The sequence below is a fragment of the Acidimicrobiales bacterium genome (assembly GCA_035547835.1).
Taxonomy (GTDB): domain Bacteria; phylum Actinomycetota; class Acidimicrobiia; order Acidimicrobiales; family Iamiaceae; genus DASZTW01.
The window spans coordinates 26,601-46,486 of the sequence record DASZTW010000006.1; the positions used below are offsets into that span (position 1 = coordinate 26,601).

The following is a 19,886-nucleotide window of genomic DNA, read 5'->3' on the forward strand; positions in this document are numbered from 1 at the left end:
CACAAGCGGCAGCTCCTATCGCTTCAAGCGATCGGTCGCATCGAAACAAACCATGTCGATGATGGCGAAATCGGCGCTCGGCGGCCGCACAATGAGGTCATGCGCAAACTCATCGACCCCGTCAGCCAGATGTTGGTCGAGCGCCGCGGGCTGAGCCGGCGGGCGGCCAACCACCTCTCCCTCGCAGGGACCACCATCGCGGTCGAGGACGGCCAGGTCCTGTGCCGCAAAGGTGACCGAGGCCTCGAGGCGTTCGTGATCGCCGACGGCACGGCCACCGTGCTCACCGACGACGGTGCGATCGAGCTCGGCCCCGGCGACGTGGTCGGCGAGTTGGCCACGCTGGATCCGAGCCGGGTGCGCAACGCCACCGTCGTGGCGTCGTCGCCGGGCCATGTGGTGGTCTACGACGTCCGCACGTTCCGGGCGCTCACCGAGGACGAGGAGCTGTCGCCCGTCTTGCAGCCTGCCCGCGCCGCCTGACCCCAACGGTCGCAGGGTCCGACCAAGCGGGGCTCACCCGGCGACGAGTCGACGCGACTCCGCCCAGGTGCGGCCGACTTCCACGTCGATGTCGTGGGGCAACCCGAGCACCCGCTCGCTGATGATGTTGCGCTGGACGTCGCCAGTGCCGCCGCCGACGGTCAAAGCCTGCGAGAACAGGTAGCCGTAGTGCCAGATCGAGTCGTCTGAGCCGAGCGGCCCGTTGTTCACGCCACCCGTCAGCAGCGCGCTGGCGCCGGACAAGTCCTTGGCCAGGGCCATGATCCGTTGGCCGTGCTCGTCGGCCAACACTTTGCGCACCGACGCTTCCGGGCCGGGCTGGTCGCCGCGGATGCGGGCGCTGACCGTGCGCAACCGGATCAGGTCGAGCACCTTCGCTTCGATGTAGAGCGCCGCCACGCGCTGGCGCAGCAGTGGGTCGTGCAGGCCTCCGCGCTGGTGGATCACGTCGAGCAGGTCCCCCGCGTCGGGTCCCTGTCCCCACAGCGCGCCGCCGCTCGAGAGCGAGACGCGCTCGTTGGAGAGCGTCACCTTGGCCAGCGTCCAGCCACCGTTCACGTCGCCGACGAGGTTCTCGGCGGGCAGTCGCACGTCGGTGAAGAACACCTCGTTGAAGTTGTGCGCGCCGGTCATCTCGATGATGGGCCGGATCTCGATCCCGGGGGTGTCCATCGGGCAGATGAAGTAGCTGATGCCTTGGTGCTTGGCCACGTCGGGGTCGGTGCGGGCGATCAAGATGCCGTACCTGGCCAGGTGGCCGAGCGACGTCCAGATCTTCTGGCCGTTGATGACCCACTCGTCGCCGTCGCGCACGGCACGGGTGCCGAGGTTGGCAAGATCGCTGCCCGCGCCGGGCTCGCTGAACAGCTGGCACCAGATGTCGGTGCCGGCGACGATGCCGGGAAGGTACTTGGCCTTTTGCTCCTCGGTGCCGGCGTGCAGCAACGTCGGTCCCGCCCAACCCATCGCGATCGGGTTCGCCGGTCGCTTGACTTTGGCCCGCCGGAGCTCGTCGTCGATGATCAGCTGGTGGATCGGGTCGGCGTCGATCCCGTAGGGCTTGGGCCAGTGCGGAACCATGTAGCCCGCCGCTCCCAGGTCGGCACCCGACGGCTGGGGATGGTCGTCCAACCAGGCACGGATCTCCGCGCGGCGCGGGTCGTCATCCGGGGGCAGCTCGAAGTCCATGTCGCAAACGTTCGCAGGCCCCTGACCGACCGGTCAAAGAACGGGCTCCGGGCGAGCCGGCGGCGTCCGACGCCGTGGCACGCCGAGGGGGACAGCAGCGGCCCGCCACCGTACGGTGAGCGCCGTGACCGACCCCCAGCGGATCGACCGCTTCCGCATCGAGGTGCACCTCGGCCTGGCCATGGTGCCGGCGTTCGCCCCGCTTGGCTGGGACGCCGCCGCGTACGAACGGCACTTCACCGGCGACGACCCGCTGCCCGAGGTGCTCGCGTGGCATGCCGAGCATTGGCCCGAGGTGCGCACGTTCGCCGACTTCACGCCGCACCTCGACCTCGCCGCCTGGGACCTCGCCACTTGGGTCGGCCTCGCGAGCACGGCCTGCGCCGGCGGCCTCACCGTCGTCGCCGACCCCCACGTCCACCCCCACCTCACCGAACCAGGTGGGGACCAGGTCGTCGGGGCGACCACATCTCCCCCCAGTTCGGGGTTCGACGCGGGGGTTCGTCGGTCTGGGGCGGTGCTGCGGCGGGGGTTGGGGGCGTCGTCGACCTGGAACCGGGTCGAGGGCGACGACGACCGGCTCGGCGCCGCCGATCTGGTCGCGGTGATCGCGGCTGCGGCGGCACGCGGCGACGCGCTGGCCCTCACGCTCGGGCCGCTGCCCGATGGGTCGGTGCCACCGGAGGTCGCCAGCACCCTCGGGGCCGCGGGCCACTGGCTGTCGGCCAACGTCCATGCCCTCGCCGACGTCGATCCCTTCGATGTCGCCGGCGACCCCGAAGTTCGCTACACAGCCCGGCCCGGCCCGGACCCGGGCACCCGCACCGTGTACGTGATCGACCTGACGGGCGCCCCCACCCGGGAGATCGCGCACTTCAGCCCGCACCGCTACCCGATCGAAGCCGTCGACGGCGCCGCCGACTGGAGCCAGGGCCCCGCGGGGGTGCGGCTGATCGCCAACCCGGCGCAGCCCCGGCCCGCCGGCCAACCGGCCGGGGTCACCTATGAGCTCACGATCCGCGCCAAGCGCGCCCGGGTACTGGCCGTGACGGGCGAGCGGGCGCCCGCCGCCGTGCGCATCGACGCGACCACGTTCCCCACGCTCGCCGCCGCGCTCGACGCTGCCCGGCCCGGCGACCAGATCGATCTCCCCGCCGCCCGCTACGGCTCCCCCGCCGTGACCTTCCCGATCGCCGTGCCGGCAGGGGTGACGATCGCCGGCGTCAGCCCCGACGACCCCACGGTCGACCCGCCCACGCTCGACGGCGCCGACGTGGCACCCGGCACGCCGCTGGTCGTCCTCGCCGACGACGCCGGCATCGAAGGCCTCACCTTGATCGGACCGGCACGGCGAGGGCGCACCCTGGACGCCGAGCTGCCGACCCACGCAACCGACACCTCCCCGCTGGTCACCAGCGAGGGAGCGCACCGCACGGTGGTCGAGCGCTGCGTGGTCCACGGGTCGGTCCACCACGACGGCGGCGCGGACCACGCCGTGTCGTTCAACACCGTTGCCGGCGGCGCGATTCGGTCGTCGGCAGCCGAGCGGGTCACCGTCACCGGCAACCGCGTGCTGGAAGCCGCCGACCACCCCACCGGCGCGCCACCGACGGGCACCGGCATCTCGATCAGCGGCGGGACGGAGCACCGCGTCGACGCCAACACGGTGTCGGGCGTCGACACCGGTATCCGCCTCACCGGAACCCGCGACGCCACCGTGTCGTCCAACGCCGCCCGCGCGGAGCGCTGGGCCATCCACCTCGTCGACTGCAATGGCGGCGACGTCTCCGGGAACCAGTGCCGGGGTGGACGGGGCGTCACCCTCACCGGCGGCGAGGAGAACCACGTCATGGTCAACGTGGCCGACGGCACCGGCACCGGCCTTCTGCTCGAGCGCGGCGCCGGCGGCACGGTCGCGAGTGGGAACCAGTTCCTCCGGTGCCGCGTCGGCATCCTGTCGTGGTCGCACCACGCCTCGGCCCTCGACGGCAACCGGTTCGTCGACTGCGACACCAACCGCGTCCGCTGAGCGCCGGCCGGGTCCGCTGGCCCGCGCCGCCACGCCCCCGGATCCCCCACGGGCGCGACCAGTCGCTGCCGCGCCCTACACTCCGCCCGGAACCTGACCGGTCGGTCAAGCGGTCGCTCGGGTCCACCACCTGCCGAGCCGATAGGGGGACAAATGCCCGGTTGGAACTACGCCGACATCTGGGAGACCGTCGCACAGCAGATCCCGGACGCGACCGCCCAGGTCCACGCCGGCGAACATCGCACGTGGTCGGACTTCAACCGGCGCGCCAACGGGGTGGCGCAGGCGTTGCTCGACCGCGGTGTAGCCGAGCAGGACAAGGTGGCGCAGTACCTCTACAACGGCACCGAGTACCTCGAGTCGATGTTCGCGGCGTTCAAGGCCGGGCTGGTGCCCATCAACACCAACTACCGCTACGCCGACGACGAGCTCGTGTACCTGTGGGACAACGCCGACGCCACCGTGGTCGTCTTCCACGGCACGTTCACCGACACCATCGAACGGATCCGCGAACGGGTTCCCCGGGTGACCACGTGGCTGTGGGTCGACGACGGGTCGGGGCCGTTGCCCGAATGGGCGATCGCCTACGAGGACGCCGCCGCGACGCCCGCCAACGGCGACGTGTCGGCCCCGTGGGGACGCAGCGGCGACCAGCTCCTCATGCTCTACACGGGCGGCACCACGGGGATGCCCAAGGGGGTGATGTGGCGCCAGGACGACCAGATCCGCAGCGTGGTCGGGTCGCTGTGGCCCGACCTGCAGAACGCGCCTGCCGCCGACCTCGACATGATCCGCGAGCGGGTGCAGGGACCCGGTCTGGTCGGCATGGCGGCGTGTCCGCTGATGCACGGCACCGGCATGTTCACGCAGCTCGCCCTGCTCGCCCTGGGCGGATCGGCCGTCACGATGGCGAGCCGCCATCTCGACATCGAGGAGCTGCTCGACACGATCCAGCGCGAGAAGGTCAACCAGATCGCCATCGTCGGCGACGCGTTCGCCAAGCCCATCGTGTCGGCGATGGACGCCGAGCCCGGCCGCTGGGACATCTCGTCCCTGGTGAGCATCACGTCCTCGGGTGTCATGTGGAGCCAGGAGGTGAAGAACCGGCTGCTGGAGATCCACCCCGGGATGATGTTGCTCGACGCGTTCAGCTCGTCAGAGGCACTGGGCATGGGCAGCTCGATCTCGACCGCGGGCAATGCCGCCAGCACCGCCAAGTTCATGCTGGGCCCCAACGCCAAGGTCATCACCGACGAAGGCAAGGAAGTGCAACCGGGCTCCGAGGAGATCGGCCGAGTCGCCGTCGGCGGCTTCCAACCGATCGGCTACTACAAGGACGAGGCGAAGACCGCCGCCACGTTCATCGAGTTCGAAGGCAAGCGCTACTCGGTGCCAGGCGACTACGCCAAAGTCGAAGCCGATGGCTCGCTGACGCTGCTCGGGCGGGGCTCGGTGTGCATCAACACCGGCGGCGAGAAGGTCTTCCCTGAAGAAGTCGAGGAGATCCTGAAGCTGCACCCGGCGGTGGCCGATGCCGTCGTCGTCGGTGTGCCCGACGACAAGTTCGGCGAGGCGATCACCGCCGTGGTCGAGGCCGCCGACGGCGCGGAAGTGCGCGAAGACGACGTCATCGGCTTCGTGAAGGGGAAGCTGTCGTCGTACAAGGCGCCCAAGCGCGTGCTCACCATCGACACGATCGGCCGCGCCCCCAACGCCAAAGTCGACTACAAGCGCCTCAAGGCCTACGCCCGCGAGAGCCTCGGGGTCTGACGTCCCGCCACGCCGGGGTCGGCGCCGCCGCCGGGCGGCGAGTGACCGCCGCGGCTTGGCTCCCGGATCAGGGCCACCACTACGGTGACCCGGTCGCCATCCCCTGAAGGAGCAACGAAATGGCTGAACTCGGTTACGACGGCAAGGTCGCGATCATCACCGGCGCCGGAGGTGGGCTGGGCCGCTCGCACGCGCTCGAGCTGGCGAGCCGCGGCGCGCTCGTCGTGGTGAACGACCTCGGCGGGGCGATGGACGGCACCGGCGCCGACGCGTCGGCCGCGCAGAAGGTCGTCGACGAGATCAAGGCGGCCGGGGGCGAGGCCGTCGCCAACCACGACTCCGTGGCCACGCCCGAGGGCGGCGAGGCCATCGTGCAGACCGCGCTCGACACGTTCGGCCGAGTCGACATCGTGATCAACAACGCGGGGATCCTGCGCGACAAGGCGTTCCACAACATGACGCCCGACCTCGTCGACGCCGTGATCGACGTGCACCTCAAGGGCGCCTTCAACGTGACACGGCCGGCGTACGTGAAGATGAAGGAGCAGGGCTACGGCCGCATTGTGAACACGGCTTCGGGCGCCGGTGTGTTCGGCAACTTCGGCCAGGCGAACTACGGCGCCGCCAAGATGGGCCTCGTCGGGTTCACCCGCGTGCTGGCAGTCGAAGGCGCCAAGAACAACATCAAGGCCAACGTGATCGCGCCGGTCGCCAAGACCCGTATGACCGAGGAGCTCATGGGCGCACTCGTCGAGCGGTTCGGTCCCGAGTTCGTCACCCCGGTGGTGGCCTGGTTGGCGCACGAGGACTGCCCGGTGTCGGGCGAGCTGTACACGCTCGGCGGCGGCCACGTCGGCCGCGTCTTCCTCGGCGTCACCCCGGGTTGGACCGAGACCGACCACGACAAGTTCACGGTCGAGGCGATCCGCGACCACTTCGACGAGATCCGCGCCGAGGACGGCTACGCCGTGCCCGCCAACCTGAACGAGGAGCTGGGCCTCACCCTCAAGTCCCTAGGCTGAGCAGCGGCCAAGTCCCTCGGCTGAGTAGCAGCGGGGGTCCCACCCCAACCCCACCGAGCTGTGAGCAGCTACCCACCCACCAGGTGGCCAAGTGCTCACAGCAGCGGGGGTTTGGGGGCGGGGTTGACGGCCACGCCTGCGCCCACCCGGGGGGGCCGGGGCAGCGGCGGGTAACGTCGCCGGACTATGGGTGACGAGCGACCCCCGACCACGGGCGACCGGTTCCACGCGGAGGAGACCGTCATCGAAGCCGCCGCGGGCCGACCCGTCACGGCGCCCGACGACGCGGTCGCGCCGCGCACGGGCGGCGAGGGCGGCCCGCTCCGCAAGCTCGCCGCGCTGTTCCCCCCGGGCACCGTGCCGGTCGCGGCGGCGCTGCTGGTCACCGGCCTGACCGCGTACGCGTTCTTGGCCGTGGCCAACCGTGCGCTCAACGCCGACCAGTACGACTCGGTGAGCGTGCTGTGGGCGCTCGTGTTCCTGCTCGGCCCCGGCCTGTTCATCCCGATCGAGCAGGAAGTCGGTCGGGCCATCGCCCACCGCCGCAGCTTGGGGCAGGGCTGGACCCCGATCGTGCGCCGCGCGGCGCAAGTGGCCGCCGCGTTCGCCGTCCTGCTCACCATCGTCGCCCTCGCCGCCAACGCGCCGCTCCGTCAGCACCTGTTCGCCCACCAGTGGATGGTGCTGATCGGCCTCATCCTCGGCGTCGACGGCTACGCGATGGAGCACCTGCTGCGCGGCACGCTCGCCGGGACCGGGCGGTTCGCTGCCTACGGGTGGGTGTTCGGCACGGAATCGGTCCTGCGGCTCGTCGGCGCGGTCGGCCTGTGGATCGTCGGCACCAAGACGGCCGGGCCGTTCGGGTTCGTCGTGGGCATCTGCCCGCTGATCGCCGTGCTGCTCGTGGGCCGCCACCAGCGGGAGGGGTTGCTCGAGCCGGGCCCCGAGGCGCAGCTCCCGGAGATCTCCCAGAACCTCGGCCTGCTGCTCGCCGCGTCCATCGGCAACTTCGGGCTGATGAACTGCACCCCGGTCGCCGCCCGCCTCCTCACCCACGGCGGCGCCAACAACGCCGGCACGATGTTGAACGGTCTGCTGATCGCCCGTGTCCCGCTGTTCTTCTTCCAGGCCGTGCAAGCCGCGCTGTTGCCCAACTTGGCCAAGATGGCTGCCGAGCGCCGCTTCGCGGAGTTCCGCGACGACCTCCGCAAGCTGTTCGTCGTGGTGGCCGCCATCGCGGTGCTGGGGGTGTTGGGCTGCCTGGCCATCGGGCCGTGGGTGGTCGACACCTTGTTCCCCAGCAAGCAGGTCCTGAGCCGTTATGACCTGGCCCTCCTCGCGCTCGGCAGCGCGGCCGTGATGGTCGGGATCGTCACGTCGCAAGGCTCGATCTCCCTCGGCGCGCACCGCGACGCGGCCATTGGGTGGCTGGGCGGGCTGGTGGTGTTCGTGGCCGCGTGCGCGCTACCCGGCGCGGTGTTGACGCGGGTGACGTGGGCGTTCCTGCTCGGCACCGTGTCGGCGGCGATCACGCTGACCGTGCTGATGGTCAAACGCGTCCGTGCGGCACACCCGACACCCTCACCCGCTCGCACCTGAGCACGGCGACCGTCGCGCAGCGATCCGCTGATCACCTCAGGCAGGTCGGGCAGGTCCCGCAACACACCTCGTGGGTCACGGCACTTCGCTGGCGGGCACCTGCGTCGGCGGCACCAGCGCTCGGCGACCGACACGCCACTGGCCACCCAGGTAGTCGACCGTCTCGGCCTCATACACGCTCGGGCAGCAGTTCGGGTCGTCGGGCCCGAACTGCGCGGCCCAGTCGTGGTACACGCCGTCGCTCACTTGCACCCGCCCCTGGTCGAGCTCACGGTGGAACTGCACCACGCCCGCGGCGCCGACCACGTCGACGTGGAGCTGGCCGCCCGTCCCGCCCAGCCGGTAGCCCACCACGATCTCGTCACCGGGCGGCCCGCCGACGTCCGCGGTGAACGCCTTGACGCTCGTCCATGACGTGCCGTCGGGGTCGGTGGCGGTCAGGGCCACGGTCGCCGTGCCCGACCCGACCCGGTAGATGTCGACGCCTTTGGTGGCGCCGGGCCCGTGGTGGACCACCCACGCCAGGTCGGAGCTGCCCGCCGTGCCCCGCCCGCACCCGTCGGCCACCGCCCCCGCCGGCACAAGGTCCCTGCAGTCGCCGGTGTAGGGCACGGGCGTCGCCGTGGTCGTGGGCGGCGCCAGCTCCGCGCCTTGGGCCGACACGACCGGCCCGTCGGGGTTGGCGGGTGTCGTGGTGGTCGCTGCAGTGGGAGGTGTGGAGCTCGTGCTGGAAGTCGACGCGACCGTGGTCGACGATGAAGACGACGAAGACGACGAGGTCGACGTCGAGGCCGCATGCTTCGCGCCGCCGCACCCTGCGACGAGCAGCAAGCTGACGAGCGTCGCGATGGCCACCCGCCGACGACACGTCGCGCCCCGGCGCCGAGGCATCAGCGGCTCGGGCCTTCCTGCAGCGGGTGATGGGCGAGCTCGGCCACCAGCGCGTCGCCTGCACGCTCGAGCAGCTCGTCGAGCGGCCCGTCGACCACGACCATCGCGTCGTCGGCCACACCGTCGATCACCGAGAGGTGGCCCCGCCCGGCCCGCACGGTCACGCCGTCGCCCCCTGCGGGGCACATCGCCACCGAGACGGCGAACGGGCTGCGGGCGACCGCCATCCGGATCGCCGCGCCGCTCAAGAACTCGGGCAGGGCCTCGGCCACCAGGTGGGCGAACAGCGACGCGCCATGCTCGTCGATCTCGACGACGGGCAACGGCGGCGCCGACCTCGCCAGCGCCCACCCCGCCAACGCCCAACCGGCGAACGGCACGGCGAGCGGCCACAGCGCAGTGGCGGCCACGACGTCGGTGGCGGCACGCCCGAGCGAGCGGGGCACCGCGCCACGCACTTGGCGCTCGAGGTCGGCCAGCGCCTGGTCCGCGATCGCCGTAACGGCGGTGACCCCGACCGCGGCGCGGACGGCGCGGACCACTGGGGGTGCGATCGCATCGGCGAGCGACTGCGGCGCGGAAGGCCGCCCGTGCTCACCAGCAGTGGCGGCGAACTGAACGACCGCCCGCGTGGCGTCGTCGCCACGGGGTTGGCCCATCGCTTCGGCCCATTGGCGGTGCGCCCACGCGACCCGAGGAGCACTCGCGGCGTCGGCGAACGCCACCAGGGCGGCTTGCAGGCGGCGGCGTGAGATCACCGGCCAGGGGCCGTACGCACCAGCCAGGCCGGCGGCGTTGCGGGCGACCTCGACGACCCACGCGCCCGCGGCGCGAGACAGGCGGGGGTCGCGGGGAGGCACTGGCCGAATGGTAGTTGGACGACTGGATTGGTCCGTGACTGCGTCGCCTGCAAGCGTGGCGATGCCCACCGCTCACGAGAGGTCCACGATGTACACCACCGGGTCCGGATCGATCCCGGCCGTGCTGTGCCACGCCACCGGGTTCTGTGGCGCCGTGCTCGGTCCCTTGGCGCGGGCGGTGCCCGGCCTACGAGCGGTCGCTCCCGACCTGCGGGGCCACGGCGACAACGCCGAGCTGCCCCCGTCGGGCGTCGACTGGCGGCTGTGGGCCGACGACGCGCTCGCCGGTGCAGCGGCGCTGCGAGCCGAAGGCCTCGACGGGCCCATGGTCGGCTTCGGGCACTCCGGCGGCGGCGCCGCGCTGCTCATCGCCGAACAGCAGCAGCCCGGCACGTTCGCGGCGCTGTACCTCTACGAGCCGGTCGTGTTCCCGCCGGAGCGCCTCAGCGAGATGACCGGCGAGAACCCGCTGTCCGGCTCGGCCCGCAAACGGCGTCCCGATTTCCCGTCGCGCGACGACGCGATCGCGAACTTCGCCTCCAAGGCACCCATGAACGTGTTCGACCGCGAGGTGCTCGAGGCGTACGTCGACCACGGCTTCGCCCGACGACCCGACGGGTCGGTCACCTTGAAGTGCCGCCCCGAAGTCGAGGCCCGCTGCTACGAGATGGCCCCCGAGAGCGGCGCGTGGGCCGCCGTCCCGTCGGTCGAATGCCCGGTCGTGGTGGCTCGCGGCAACCTGTCGAGCGGCGGACCGGCCCTGTTCGCCGAGCACACGGCCGCCGCGCTCCCCCACGGATCGTTCGAGACGTACGACCACCTCGACCATTTCGGCCCCCTCGAAGCACCTGAGGAGATCGCCGCCGCTTTCGAGCGCCTCGTCAAGCAACGCTGACCGGCCAGCCACGAGCCGACCACCGGCATCACGGTCACCGTCACACCCTCTGCGTAGGGTTGGAGCATGCCGTTGGCGCCGCCTCGCACACTGTCACCCTCGAAAGTGAGCTCGTTCAAGGACTGCGCGCTCGCGTTCCGGTTCTCCGTGATCGACAAGGTGCCGGAGCCGCCTTCCCTGCCGGCCAGCCGCGGCACGCTCGTGCACGCTGCGCTCGAGCGCCTCTTCGGTCTCGTCCACGTCGCCCGCACGCCCGAGGCCGCGGCCGCGTGCCTCGCCACCGCCTGGGATCAGCTGCGCACCGACCCCGAGTTCACCGGGCTCGACCTCGATGCCGACGGTGAGGCGCAACTGCTGGCCGACGCCGGCGCGCTGATCGGCAACTACTTCGCGCTCGAAGACCCCCGAGCCGTGACGCCGATCGGCCTCGAGCTGATGCTGTCGGTGCCCCTCGGCGGCGTGGTGCTGCGGGGCATCATCGACCGCCTCGAGCTCGACGACGACGGCGAGCTGGTCGTCACCGACTACAAGACCGGTCGGGCGCCGAGCGAGCGCTACGAGCAGGCGCGTTTCGATGGGGTCAACTTCTACTCGTACCTGTGCGAGCAGCTGTTCGGGAAGCGGCCGGCGCGGGTGCAGCTGTTGTACCTCGCCGATCCCGTGGCCATCACCGCCGTGCCCACCGACCAGACCACGCGGGGGCTGCGCACGAAGGTCGGCGCCGTCTGGCAGGCGGTGGAGCGGGCCTGCGCGAACGACGACTTCCGGCCCCGCACCGGACCGTTGTGCAACTGGTGCAACTTCAAGGAGTTCTGCCCGGCCTATGGTGGCGATCCCACCAGAGCCCGGTTCGCGGCCCGTGAGGCCCGCACGGGTGAGGTGCCACTCCCCCTCTGAACCCATGGCGCGGTGAAACCCCGGCGATGAAGAAGTTCGCACCCCCTGACCACTGGGCCGAACCGGTCCGCCGCTTCGACCGCGCCGCCGAACGGCACTTCGGTCGCCTGCGCGGTCATCCGGTGGTCGACCGCGTGATGTACGGCGCATCGGAGCTGGGCGACTTCGGCCTGGTCTGGCACCTGGTCGGGGCAGTGCAGGCGTTCCGCAGCGACCGCGATTTCGTGCGGGCGGTCCGCTTGTCCGCCGTCTTGGGGGTCGAGTCGGTGATCGTCAACGGGGGCGTCAAGTCGCTGTTCCAACGGTCGCGCCCCGTCCACGAAGGCGAGCGACCGCACCGGCTGCGCCAACCGCTCACGTCGAGCTTCCCGAGCGGCCACGCCAGCGCGGCGGCGTGCGCCGCGGTGCTACTCGCCGACGACGATCCGCTGTCGCCCTTGTGGGTGGCGATGGCCGTGGTGGTCGGCACCAGCCGAGCCCACGTGCGCATCCACCACCCGTCCGACGTGGTGGCCGGCGCCGCGATCGGTACGGCGATCGGGCTGGTCGCGCGCAGGCTGTGGCCGCTGCCGGGCTGACGGGAATGTTCGACGGCGCGGGTCGGTTCACGAAACCATGCCGACGTTTCGCCTGACCTGGGACTACCGCTGCCCTTTCGCCCGCATCGCCAACGAGCAGGTGCTCGATGCATTGGAAGCGGGAGCGGGTTGGGACGTCGAGTTCGTGCCGTTCTCCCTGGGCCAGGCACACGTCGCCGAAGGTGACACCCCGATCTGGGATCGGCCCGACGACGACAGCGGCCTGCTCGCCCTGCAAGTCGGCGTCGTCGTGCGCGACCGGCACCCCGACCACTTCCGCCGGCTGCACCGGGCGCTGTTCGACGCCCGCCACCGCGACGGGCGCCAGATCCGCGAGCACGACGTGCTGCGCGACGTGCTCGCGGACGTGGGACTCGACGCCGATGAGGTCTTCGCCGAGGTGGACGACGGCTGGCCGCTCGACACGGTGCGCAAAGAGCACGAAGCCGTCGTGGCCGCAGCCGACGTGTGGGGCGTGCCGACCTTCATCGTCGGCGACCGCGCCGTGTTCGTGCGGCTCATGGAAGGCTCCGGCGGTGACGGGGAGCGGGCCACCCGCACCGTGCAGCGCATCTTGGACCTGATGGTCGAGCTGCCCGAGCTCAACGAGTTCAAGTACACGACGCTCAACCGCTGAGCGCCACCCGACCCCAACGGGCCGTCCGTCCCGACCGCCCCGTGTGGCTCGGCGGCTGGCCAGCCTGGTGAGGACGGAGGCCGAGTTGGCCGATCAGTTCGTACCGGCGAGCGCGACGGACGAATCGTCGCCCGCGTCGTCGCCGTCGTCGAGCGAGCCGACGACTTCGACGGTGGGCATGGTGAGGAGCAGCCGTACGTCGAGCAGGAGGTCGGCGACCTCGCTGGACGACAACAGCTCGCGGTGCTTGATGTCGGCGAGGCCACGATCGATGAGGGCCTTCGCCTCGTTGATCACATCGGTGCCATCGGTTTCCGTCATGCCCCCACTCTACCGACGGACTGTGACGCCAGACGTGTCATATGGCGCCACTGCGGGGTGAGGCCGGTAGCGTCGCCGACCATGACTGCTCCAACACCGATGGGGGTGACCGCGGCCAGCATCATGGGGCTCGGGCCGCGGACCTGCTTGCGGGTCGCCGACTTGGGCCGCGACCTGGGCTACCACTCGTACTGGACCGCGGAGACCACCGGTCCGGAGGCGTTCAGCCTGCTCGGCGCAGCGGGCGCGGCCGCACCGGGAGTCGACCTCGGCACCGGGGTGCTGGCGATGCAGCTGCGGACCCCGATGGTCGTGGCGATGGCCGGCGCCACCTTGCAGGCGATGGACGACGACCGCCGAGTGCTACTCGGCATCGGCATCTCGTCGCCGGTCGTCACCGAGCGCTGGCACGGGGTCCCATGGGACGGTGCCCGCCCCTTGGCCAAAGTGCGGGAGTACGTCACCCTCGTCCGCCAGTGCCTGAGCGGCGAGAAGGTGGACTTCGCCGGCGACTTCTACGGCGTCAAGGGCTTCCGCCTCGGCGTGCGTCTCGGGGAGCGCAAGCCCGAGATCGTGATCGCGGCACTGAACCCGGGCATGTTGCGCCTCGCCGGTCAGATTGCCGACGGCGTGCTGTTGAACTACCTGCCGGCGTCGCATGTGGCGTGGTCGGTGGCGCAGGTCCGCGAAGGCGAAGCTGCCGCCGGCCGGCCCGCAGGTGCGTGCCGCGTGTACGGCTACGTGCACGTCGGCGTCGCGGACCGCGAAGCCGGGCTCGACAACGGCCGCAAGGACCTCTTCTCCTACGCCGTGGTCGACAGCTACGCCCGCAACTTCGAGCGGGCCGGCTTCGCGGATGAGGTGGCCGAGGTGCGGGAGCGCTTCGCGGCCGGCGACCGGGCCGGGGCGGTGGCCGCGGTGTCGGACCGCATGGTCGACGCCATCGACGTGCTCGGCGACGCAGACCTGGTCCGCACGACGATGCAGGACTATGTCACCGGCGGGGTCGACGAGCCGATCGTGATGCCCCTGCCGTGGGGGCCCGATCGCCAAGCGGTGATCGACGACACCTTGCGGGCCGCCATCGGCGCCTGAGCCCCACGCCACACCGCCACGGGGCCGGCGCCGACGGGTGGCCGACGGTCGCCCAAGGTTCCGAGGCGGCCGAGGACCTGCGCGGACAGGTGCCCGAGTCGCGGCCGGGGCTGTCGGACGGCGACGGTACAGTCCGCCTCATGGAGCTGCGCGACAAGGTCGTTCTCGTAACCGGCGGAGCACGGGGCATCGGGCGTGCGCTGGCCGAGCGCTTCTTGGCCGAGGGCGCCAAGGGCGTGACCGTGGTCGACCTCGACCAAGCCACCGTTCAGGCCACCGCGTCGGAGCTCGGCGAACGCGCGCTCGGCCTGGCGGCGGATGCCAGCGATCGCGCCGCCGTGGAGGCAGCAGTCGACGCCACCGAAGCGAGCTTCGGGCCGATCGACCTGTTCTGCGCCAACGCCGGCATCGCCACCGGCGTCGGCCTCGACGCGCCCGACGAGATCTGGGAGCGCGCCTGGAAGGTCAACACGTTCGCCCACGTCCAGGCCGCCCGGGTGATGGTGCCCCGGTGGCTCGAGCGCGGCGGCGGTCACCTGCTGCTCACCGCGTCGGCTGCCGGCTTGTTGAGCCAGATCGGCGACGGGCCCTACAGCACCACCAAAGCCGCCGCGGTCGGCCTCGCCGACTGGCTGGCGATCACATACGGCGACCGTGACATCCACGTGTCGTGCCTGTGCCCGCAAGGCGTCAAGACCGACATGGTGCTCGGCGGGGCGGGCGAGCTCGGCGCCGAAGTCGTCATCGCACAAGGGTTGATCGAGCCCGCCGAGGTTGCCGCGGCTGTGGTGGCCGGGCTCGCCGAGGAGCGGTTCTTGATCCTCCCCCACCCCGAAGTGGCCTCCTACACCCAGCGCAAAGCCGCCGACCACGAGCGTTGGCTGGCCGGCATGCGGCGCTTGCAGGCCCGCATCAACGCCGCCGGCTCGAGCCAGGCACACCGCGAATGACGGATCGCCGCCACGACCACCCGCACGGCGCGCCGGCACGTCGCGACGCGCTGGCCGTCGGTCCCGACGCCGACGCGGGCCTGGTCTCGCTCGGGCTGGCGCCGGGCCAGACCGTGCGCTTCCGGCCTCGCGAGGGTTCGCGCTGGCTGGAAGCCACCGTGGTCCGACGCGAGCGCGACGGGTCGGTCGGTCTGCGTGACGAGCGGGGCCGCACCAGGGCGATCCCCGTCGAGCGGCTCCAAGTCGCAACCCGCGGACCCCGCGGCGGTCGGGTCTGGGAGCCGCTGTCCGAGCGCGCCGAGCGCGAGGAGCAACTCGCGTTCCGGTTGCCTGACTGAGCGCGATGGACCGCGAGACCGTCGCCGTGTACGACGCCAACGCGGCGACGTACCACCGCAATCGAAGCGCCGCCGACACGGAACGGGTCGCGTCGCTCACGGCGCTGTTGGACGACGACGATCGCATCGTCGACCTCGGTTGCGGGCCAGGCCTGAACCTCGACCAGCTCGGCGCCCACCGCACCGTCGCCCTCGACGCCGCTCGTGCCATGCTCGCCGAGATCCCGCCCGACCAGCGGCGTTTGGCGGTGCAGGCCGACCTCGCCGCCGTTCCGCTCCGCCGGGGTTCGGTGCAGGCGGTGTGGGCGAACAAGTCGCTCCAGCACGTCGACGCCGCCACCCTGCCGATGGCGCTGGCGGGCCTGCACCACAGCCTGTCGGTCGGTGGGCAGCTCGAACTGCTCGCCTTCACCGGCGAGGGCGAGTGGCGGAGTGACGACGACCTGCCCGGGCGCCGCTTCACGTTGTGGTCCCCGGAGGCTTGGCTCGACCTCCTGATGGGCGCGGGCTTCGAGGTCGACCAGGTCGATGAGCGGACGGCGCCGCCCGGGCAGCACTGGCCGGCCGGCATGATCCGCCTCCGTGCCACCCGGGCGCGCACGCTGCCTGACACCGTGGGCCCGGGCATGGACCTCCTCGTCTGCGGGCTCAACCCGAGCTGCTACGCGGCCGACGCCGGCGCCGGGTTCGCGCGCCCCGGGAACCGCTTCTGGCCAGCCCTCACGGCGGCCGGGCTCAGCGACGAGGCGACCGACCGCGCTCCTGCGCGGCTCCTGGCCGTGCGCCACATCGGGATGACCGACTTGGTGAAGCGCGCCTCCGTCGGGGCGGCCGAGCTGTCGACAGCCGAGTACCGGTCGGGCCTGGCTCGCGTCGAGCGGTTGTGCGGTCGGCTCCAGCCGCGGGCGGTCTGCTTCGTTGGTCTCGCGGGGTGGCGGGCGGCCGCAGACCGCAAGGCCGTCGCCGGATGGCAACCACGCGAGCTCGCTGGCGTACCGGTCTACGTGATGCCGAGCACCAGCGGCCTCAACGCGCGCACTTCGCTGGAGGTGTTCACCGACCACTTGAAGGCAGCGATTAGCGTCACGCGCAGGAGCCGACGCCCTGGAGCCCACCGATGACGGACGATCCCGCCCGCGCCCGCCGTGCCTGATCCGTCACCGGTCATCGGCTGGTACGCCGATCCCACCCGGCGACATCAGCACCGCTTCTGGGACGGGCAGGCCTGGACTTCCCGGGTGGCCGACGACGGCCTCGAGGCCAGCGACCCGCCGGTGGCCACTTCGACCGGCCCCCGCCGCCGCGCGTCGCGCCCGTCGGCCACCGGCCGCGCGGCGACCGCCCCGGTGACGTCCACGCTCGACCGCGGCCCGGCAACCACCGGCGTCCGGCCGGATGCCTCGACCCCGCCGCCGCACCTCGCCGGGTCGGCGCGTCGTCGTTGGCCGTTCCTCGTGGCGGCCGCCGTCCTGCTCGGGGTCGCCGGGGGCGCGGCGGCGTTCGTCGTGACCCGCCACCACGGTTCGAGCGCGCCGCCCACCACGGCGCGACGCGCCACGACAACGACGCGACCTCGCCTGCCCCGAGAAGTCGACGTCGCGGGCTCGGGGCACTACCAGGTCACGCTGCGGCGCGGGCAGCTCGACGTGCACCTGCTGCACTTGCGGGCCGGGCAGACCGCAGTGGTCGGCTGGCGTGTGGCATCCGGCCGCGCCACGGTCCGTACCGGCATCTCGGCCACCACCGTCGACCGCTTGAGCGACCACGGCTACGTCACGGGCGTCCAGCGCGCCAGCGCCCGCGCCAGCGGCAGGTCGTTCGTCGCGCAGATCGCCGCCGACTCCGTGACCGGCACCACCACCACCGCCGGTCCTGGCGACACGGGTTCCGCCGGCGCCGGCTCGGCGTCGACCGACACATCGAGTACGACGACCTCCTCCGGCAGCGGCATCCGGGCTCCCGGCGCCAACGACCCCACGGTGCGGGTCCCCGGCTTCCACGGTGTGGTGCTCGGCTCGCCCGACACGATCGTCGCGCCGGTCACCGGTGACTATGCCGTGCTCATGGTGGGCGACACTGCCCCCACGAAGGTCGACGTGCTCATCACCGTCCGCAACGAGCCGACGATCCGTGGCGACCTGCGCGCCGACTCCTACAACCGTCTGATCGCCGGCCCCTTCCACGACTCGCTCAACGCGTTCCTCACCGCGTACTGCGTCGCCAACCCCACGTACGACCGAGGCGCATGCGACCGCTTGCAGCACGAGGAGGACAACTGGCCGGTCACGGGCGCGACACCGGCCCCCGAGTCCTCCACGACCACCACCACCGCCCCTACCGACACCGGTGCCGGCGCGTCATCGGGCTCGGCGCCGCCCGGCGGGTCGACCACGACCACCGGAGGCTGACGGCCCCGCCAGCCGGGCCGGATCAGCGGCGCGCGACGTCGCGGATGGCCTGGCGGGGATCGGACCCGAACGGCAACAGCGCCAGCGCCGGGCAGGTCACCCCGTTGTCGAGGTAGCGCTGGATGTGCTCGCGGCACGCTTCAGGCGACCCGTGCACGATCAGCTCGTCGACGAGGGAGTCGGGGATCGCCGCCAAGGCGGCCTTGCGGTCGCCGGCCTCCCATGCGTCCCACATCGGCTGGAGGATCTCGCCGCGGCCCATCCAGCGGTGGAACGCCGCGTAGACCGGCACTGTGAGGTAGGCCGCGATGGCGTAGCGACCCATGGCGAGCACGGTGTCGCGATCCTCGGTGACCGCCACGAAGATGCGAGCCACCACTTCGCGGGGCTCGCCCCCGGCGGCTTCGTGGACGATCGGTGCCACGGTGCGGACGTCGTCGGCCGACAACCAGTTGATGATCGCGCCGTCGCCCTCGCGCCCAGCCAGACGCAACATGCCTTCGCGTAACGCGGCGATCATGATCAGGGGCTGCTGTTCTGGCACCAAGCCGAGCTTGAAGCCCTTCACCGAGAACGTGTCGTAGTCGTGGGTGACCTTCTCGCCGGTGAGCGCGGTGCGCAAGAAGCGGACGGTGTCGCGCACCCGCTTGTACGGCTCCTCGAACGGGATGCCGTTCCAGCGCTCGACGATGACATTCGACGAGGTGCCGATGCCCAACGCCACCCGGCCCGGGGCGGCGTCGGCGAGCGACGCCACGGATTGCGCCAGGCACGCCGGGCCGCGCGTGTACGCCGGCACGATCGCGGAGCCGAGCCGCAACGACGGCGCCCACACCGACGACAGGGTCAGCGGCGTGAACGCGTCGGCACCCATGGCCTCGGCCGACCACACGTCGGTGTAGCCGAGGTCCTCGAGCTCTGTGATCCAGTCGCGGTGGGCATGCAGCGGCACGCCGTCGAAGGGGATGGTCATCCCGTATCGGGAGGTCATGGTTCGTCACCCTTCCACATCCGCACGATGGTCGACTGACTCGCGGTGGCCATCAGCGTGCCGTCGGGCGCCCACAGCAGCACTGCGCCGTTGGCGAACCCGTGACCCACCGCGATGATGCGGATGTCGAGCAGCACCCACTCGGTCGGCACCAGGGTGGCCACCCGGATCGTGTTGTCGAGGCTGTTGCCGCCGCCGGCGCGACCCAGCGCCTGGCCGATGCCGAACGGCACGAAGTCGCCCATGATCGCCAACGTGCCGGCCGACATCTCGAGCAGGTCGGGGATCCGGGCCCACAGCGCCGACCTTCCGTCGCCGGGCGTGCCGTCGAGGTCGCCCCAGGGCCGCGCGTCGGCCAAACGGACGTCGAGCCGGTCGTTGATCGACTCGACGCCGGGGAAGCGCAACGGCCGGTTCGGGCAGTCCTCTGGTGGCGGGACCTTCGGCATCGTGGCCCAGGTGCCGTCGAACTCGCTCGGGCGCGCCCCGAGCGCGGCGTTCACGGTGAGGATCTCCGAATCGCCCACATGCCCCACCGCGCGGGCCTGGGTCGTGTGGTGGCCCGCCGACGCCACGGTCACGTCGATGTCGAGCACGGATCCCGGGCGTGCGTAGCTGAGGTACTGGGCGGTGGCCCAGACCACTCGCCGGCCGGTGGTGGCTTCCATGGCGGCGATGCCCGCCCCGAGGCCGCAGCCGCCGAACAGGAACTGCCCACCGGCGCAGATGCCGGGCACGATCGGCAAGTACCAGCGGTTGGGGTTGTGGGTCGACTCGAGGCCGAGGAAGGCAGGCGCATCCACGGCGAGCAATGTACGCGGCCGGGTCGCCCGCTCCGACCATCGCACGACCGATGTCACGCGCGGGCGGCCCCGACAAAGCTGAGCGTCGACTCGGTTTCCCGCGACGCCAA

At 71.7% G+C, this 19,886-nt stretch carries 20 protein-coding genes; 14 read left to right on the plus strand and 6 right to left on the minus strand.

All coding sequences use genetic code 11. The features are described 5' to 3' along the window. Nucleotides 1-99: 99 nt before the first annotated feature. Nucleotides 100-483 carry a cyclic nucleotide-binding domain-containing protein gene (locus VHA73_06560; GenBank protein ID HVX17675.1) on the plus strand — a complete coding sequence of 128 codons (384 nt, stop codon included), beginning with the start codon at nucleotides 100-102 and terminating at the stop codon, nucleotides 481-483. A 33-nt stretch (nucleotides 484-516) separates the two neighbouring features. Here VHA73_06560 and VHA73_06565 read toward each other — a convergent pair whose 3' ends face one another. Next, nucleotides 517-1,692, minus strand: a complete 1,176-nt coding sequence (locus tag VHA73_06565; GenBank protein HVX17676.1) for an acyl-CoA dehydrogenase family protein — start codon at nucleotides 1,690-1,692, stop codon at nucleotides 517-519. 124 nt (nucleotides 1,693-1,816) lie between these two features. Between VHA73_06565 and VHA73_06570 the strand changes: the two genes are divergently transcribed. The 4 genes from VHA73_06570 to VHA73_06585 all read left to right on the plus strand — a co-directional run bounded on the left by VHA73_06570 (nucleotide 1,817) and on the right by VHA73_06585 (nucleotide 8,112). Next, nucleotides 1,817-3,721 (plus strand): NosD domain-containing protein, encoded by a 1,905-nt coding sequence (locus VHA73_06570; protein HVX17677.1) that lies wholly within the window; start codon nucleotides 1,817-1,819, stop codon nucleotides 3,719-3,721. 153 nt (nucleotides 3,722-3,874) lie between these two features. Beyond that, nucleotides 3,875-5,491 carry an AMP-binding protein gene (locus tag VHA73_06575; protein HVX17678.1) on the plus strand — a complete coding sequence of 539 codons (1,617 nt, stop codon included), beginning with the start codon at nucleotides 3,875-3,877 and terminating at the stop codon, nucleotides 5,489-5,491. Between the two features lie 119 nt (nucleotides 5,492-5,610). Next, the gene (locus VHA73_06580; protein HVX17679.1) at nucleotides 5,611-6,513 is read left to right on the plus strand and encodes an SDR family oxidoreductase; all 903 of its coding nucleotides are present in this window, start codon (nucleotides 5,611-5,613) and stop codon (nucleotides 6,511-6,513) included. 186 nt (nucleotides 6,514-6,699) lie between these two features. Continuing rightward, nucleotides 6,700-8,112, plus strand: coding sequence for a hypothetical protein (locus VHA73_06585; GenBank protein ID HVX17680.1), 1,413 nt, complete (start codon nucleotides 6,700-6,702; stop codon nucleotides 8,110-8,112). A 75-nt stretch (nucleotides 8,113-8,187) separates the two neighbouring features. Here VHA73_06585 and VHA73_06590 read toward each other — a convergent pair whose 3' ends face one another. Both VHA73_06590 and VHA73_06595 read right to left on the minus strand, forming a co-directional pair. After that, nucleotides 8,188-8,967: a hypothetical protein gene (locus VHA73_06590; protein ID HVX17681.1), complete on the minus strand. Its 780-nt coding sequence runs from the start codon at nucleotides 8,965-8,967 to the stop codon at nucleotides 8,188-8,190. Between the two features lie 35 nt (nucleotides 8,968-9,002). After that, nucleotides 9,003-9,863, minus strand: coding sequence for a hypothetical protein (locus VHA73_06595; GenBank protein ID HVX17682.1), 861 nt, complete (start codon nucleotides 9,861-9,863; stop codon nucleotides 9,003-9,005). An 88-nt stretch (nucleotides 9,864-9,951) separates the two neighbouring features. Between VHA73_06595 and VHA73_06600 the strand changes: the two genes are divergently transcribed. The 4 genes from VHA73_06600 to VHA73_06615 all read left to right on the plus strand — a co-directional run bounded on the left by VHA73_06600 (nucleotide 9,952) and on the right by VHA73_06615 (nucleotide 12,870). After that, on the plus strand, nucleotides 9,952-10,758 hold the full coding sequence (locus VHA73_06600; GenBank protein ID HVX17683.1) for an alpha/beta hydrolase: 807 nt from the start codon (nucleotides 9,952-9,954) through the stop codon (nucleotides 10,756-10,758). Nucleotides 10,759-10,824: 66 nt separating this feature from the next. Further along, the gene (locus VHA73_06605) at nucleotides 10,825-11,655 is read left to right on the plus strand and encodes a PD-(D/E)XK nuclease family protein (GenBank protein HVX17684.1); all 831 of its coding nucleotides are present in this window, start codon (nucleotides 10,825-10,827) and stop codon (nucleotides 11,653-11,655) included. A gap of 26 nt (nucleotides 11,656-11,681) precedes the next feature. Further along, entirely contained in the window at nucleotides 11,682-12,233 is a 552-nt protein-coding gene (locus VHA73_06610; GenBank protein HVX17685.1) for a phosphatase PAP2 family protein, read from the plus strand. Nucleotides 12,234-12,270: 37 nt separating this feature from the next. Next, nucleotides 12,271-12,870, plus strand: coding sequence for a DsbA family protein (locus VHA73_06615; GenBank protein HVX17686.1), 600 nt, complete (start codon nucleotides 12,271-12,273; stop codon nucleotides 12,868-12,870). A gap of 93 nt (nucleotides 12,871-12,963) precedes the next feature. On the opposite strand, the gene VHA73_06620 is transcribed toward VHA73_06615, so the two are convergent. Beyond that, a complete protein-coding gene (locus VHA73_06620; GenBank protein ID HVX17687.1) occupies nucleotides 12,964-13,191 on the minus strand; it encodes a hypothetical protein in 228 nt (75 codons plus the stop codon). A gap of 81 nt (nucleotides 13,192-13,272) precedes the next feature. Between VHA73_06620 and VHA73_06625 the strand changes: the two genes are divergently transcribed. The 5 genes from VHA73_06625 (at nucleotide 13,273) to VHA73_06645 (ending at nucleotide 17,982) form a co-directional block, all read left to right on the plus strand. Continuing rightward, the gene (locus VHA73_06625) at nucleotides 13,273-14,286 is read left to right on the plus strand and encodes an LLM class F420-dependent oxidoreductase (GenBank protein ID HVX17688.1); all 1,014 of its coding nucleotides are present in this window, start codon (nucleotides 13,273-13,275) and stop codon (nucleotides 14,284-14,286) included. Between the two features lie 140 nt (nucleotides 14,287-14,426). Continuing rightward, a complete protein-coding gene (locus tag VHA73_06630) occupies nucleotides 14,427-15,236 on the plus strand; it encodes an SDR family oxidoreductase (protein HVX17689.1) in 810 nt (269 codons plus the stop codon). Continuing rightward, complete coding sequence (locus tag VHA73_06635; GenBank protein HVX17690.1) at nucleotides 15,233-15,574, plus strand: hypothetical protein; 342 nt, start codon at nucleotides 15,233-15,235, stop codon at nucleotides 15,572-15,574. The genes VHA73_06630 and VHA73_06635 overlap by 4 nt, the downstream gene beginning before the upstream one ends. Nucleotides 15,575-15,579: 5 nt before the next feature. Beyond that, on the plus strand, nucleotides 15,580-16,695 hold the full coding sequence (locus VHA73_06640; protein ID HVX17691.1) for a uracil-DNA glycosylase family protein: 1,116 nt from the start codon (nucleotides 15,580-15,582) through the stop codon (nucleotides 16,693-16,695). 24 nt (nucleotides 16,696-16,719) lie between these two features. Next, complete coding sequence (locus VHA73_06645) at nucleotides 16,720-17,982, plus strand: DUF2510 domain-containing protein (GenBank protein ID HVX17692.1); 1,263 nt, start codon at nucleotides 16,720-16,722, stop codon at nucleotides 17,980-17,982. Nucleotides 17,983-18,004: 22 nt separating this feature from the next. Here VHA73_06645 and VHA73_06650 read toward each other — a convergent pair whose 3' ends face one another. Together VHA73_06650 and VHA73_06655 are read right to left on the minus strand one after the other, a co-directional pair. Beyond that, nucleotides 18,005-18,973 carry an LLM class F420-dependent oxidoreductase gene (locus tag VHA73_06650; protein HVX17693.1) on the minus strand — a complete coding sequence of 323 codons (969 nt, stop codon included), beginning with the start codon at nucleotides 18,971-18,973 and terminating at the stop codon, nucleotides 18,005-18,007. After that, complete coding sequence (locus VHA73_06655) at nucleotides 18,970-19,776, minus strand: thioesterase family protein (protein ID HVX17694.1); 807 nt, start codon at nucleotides 19,774-19,776, stop codon at nucleotides 18,970-18,972. Before VHA73_06655 ends, VHA73_06650 begins: the two co-directional genes overlap by 4 nt. Between the last annotated feature and the right edge of the window lie 110 nt (nucleotides 19,777-19,886).

Bases quoted from the DNA above. Each gene is read 5' to 3' on its own strand.
- VHA73_06560 (HVX17675.1), top strand. From the start codon at position 100: ATGCGCAAACTCATCGACCCCGTCAGCCAGATGTTGGTCGAGCGCCGC.
- VHA73_06565 (HVX17676.1), bottom strand. From the start codon at position 1,692: ATGGACTTCGAGCTGCCCCCGGATGACGACCCGCGCCGCGCGGAGATC.
- VHA73_06575 (HVX17678.1), top strand. From the start codon at position 3,875: ATGCCCGGTTGGAACTACGCCGACATCTGGGAGACCGTCGCACAGCAG.
- VHA73_06580 (HVX17679.1), top strand. From the start codon at position 5,611: ATGGCTGAACTCGGTTACGACGGCAAGGTCGCGATCATCACCGGCGCC.
- VHA73_06585 (HVX17680.1), top strand. From the start codon at position 6,700: ATGGGTGACGAGCGACCCCCGACCACGGGCGACCGGTTCCACGCGGAG.
- VHA73_06600 (HVX17683.1), top strand. From the start codon at position 9,952: ATGTACACCACCGGGTCCGGATCGATCCCGGCCGTGCTGTGCCACGCC.
- VHA73_06605 (HVX17684.1), top strand. From the start codon at position 10,825: ATGCCGTTGGCGCCGCCTCGCACACTGTCACCCTCGAAAGTGAGCTCG.
- VHA73_06610 (HVX17685.1), top strand. From the start codon at position 11,682: ATGAAGAAGTTCGCACCCCCTGACCACTGGGCCGAACCGGTCCGCCGC.
- VHA73_06615 (HVX17686.1), top strand. From the start codon at position 12,271: ATGCCGACGTTTCGCCTGACCTGGGACTACCGCTGCCCTTTCGCCCGC.
- VHA73_06620 (HVX17687.1), bottom strand. From the start codon at position 13,191: ATGACGGAAACCGATGGCACCGATGTGATCAACGAGGCGAAGGCCCTC.
- VHA73_06625 (HVX17688.1), top strand. From the start codon at position 13,273: ATGACTGCTCCAACACCGATGGGGGTGACCGCGGCCAGCATCATGGGG.
- VHA73_06630 (HVX17689.1), top strand. From the start codon at position 14,427: ATGGAGCTGCGCGACAAGGTCGTTCTCGTAACCGGCGGAGCACGGGGC.
- VHA73_06635 (HVX17690.1), top strand. From the start codon at position 15,233: ATGACGGATCGCCGCCACGACCACCCGCACGGCGCGCCGGCACGTCGC.
- VHA73_06640 (HVX17691.1), top strand. From the start codon at position 15,580: ATGGACCGCGAGACCGTCGCCGTGTACGACGCCAACGCGGCGACGTAC.
- VHA73_06650 (HVX17693.1), bottom strand. From the start codon at position 18,973: ATGACCTCCCGATACGGGATGACCATCCCCTTCGACGGCGTGCCGCTG.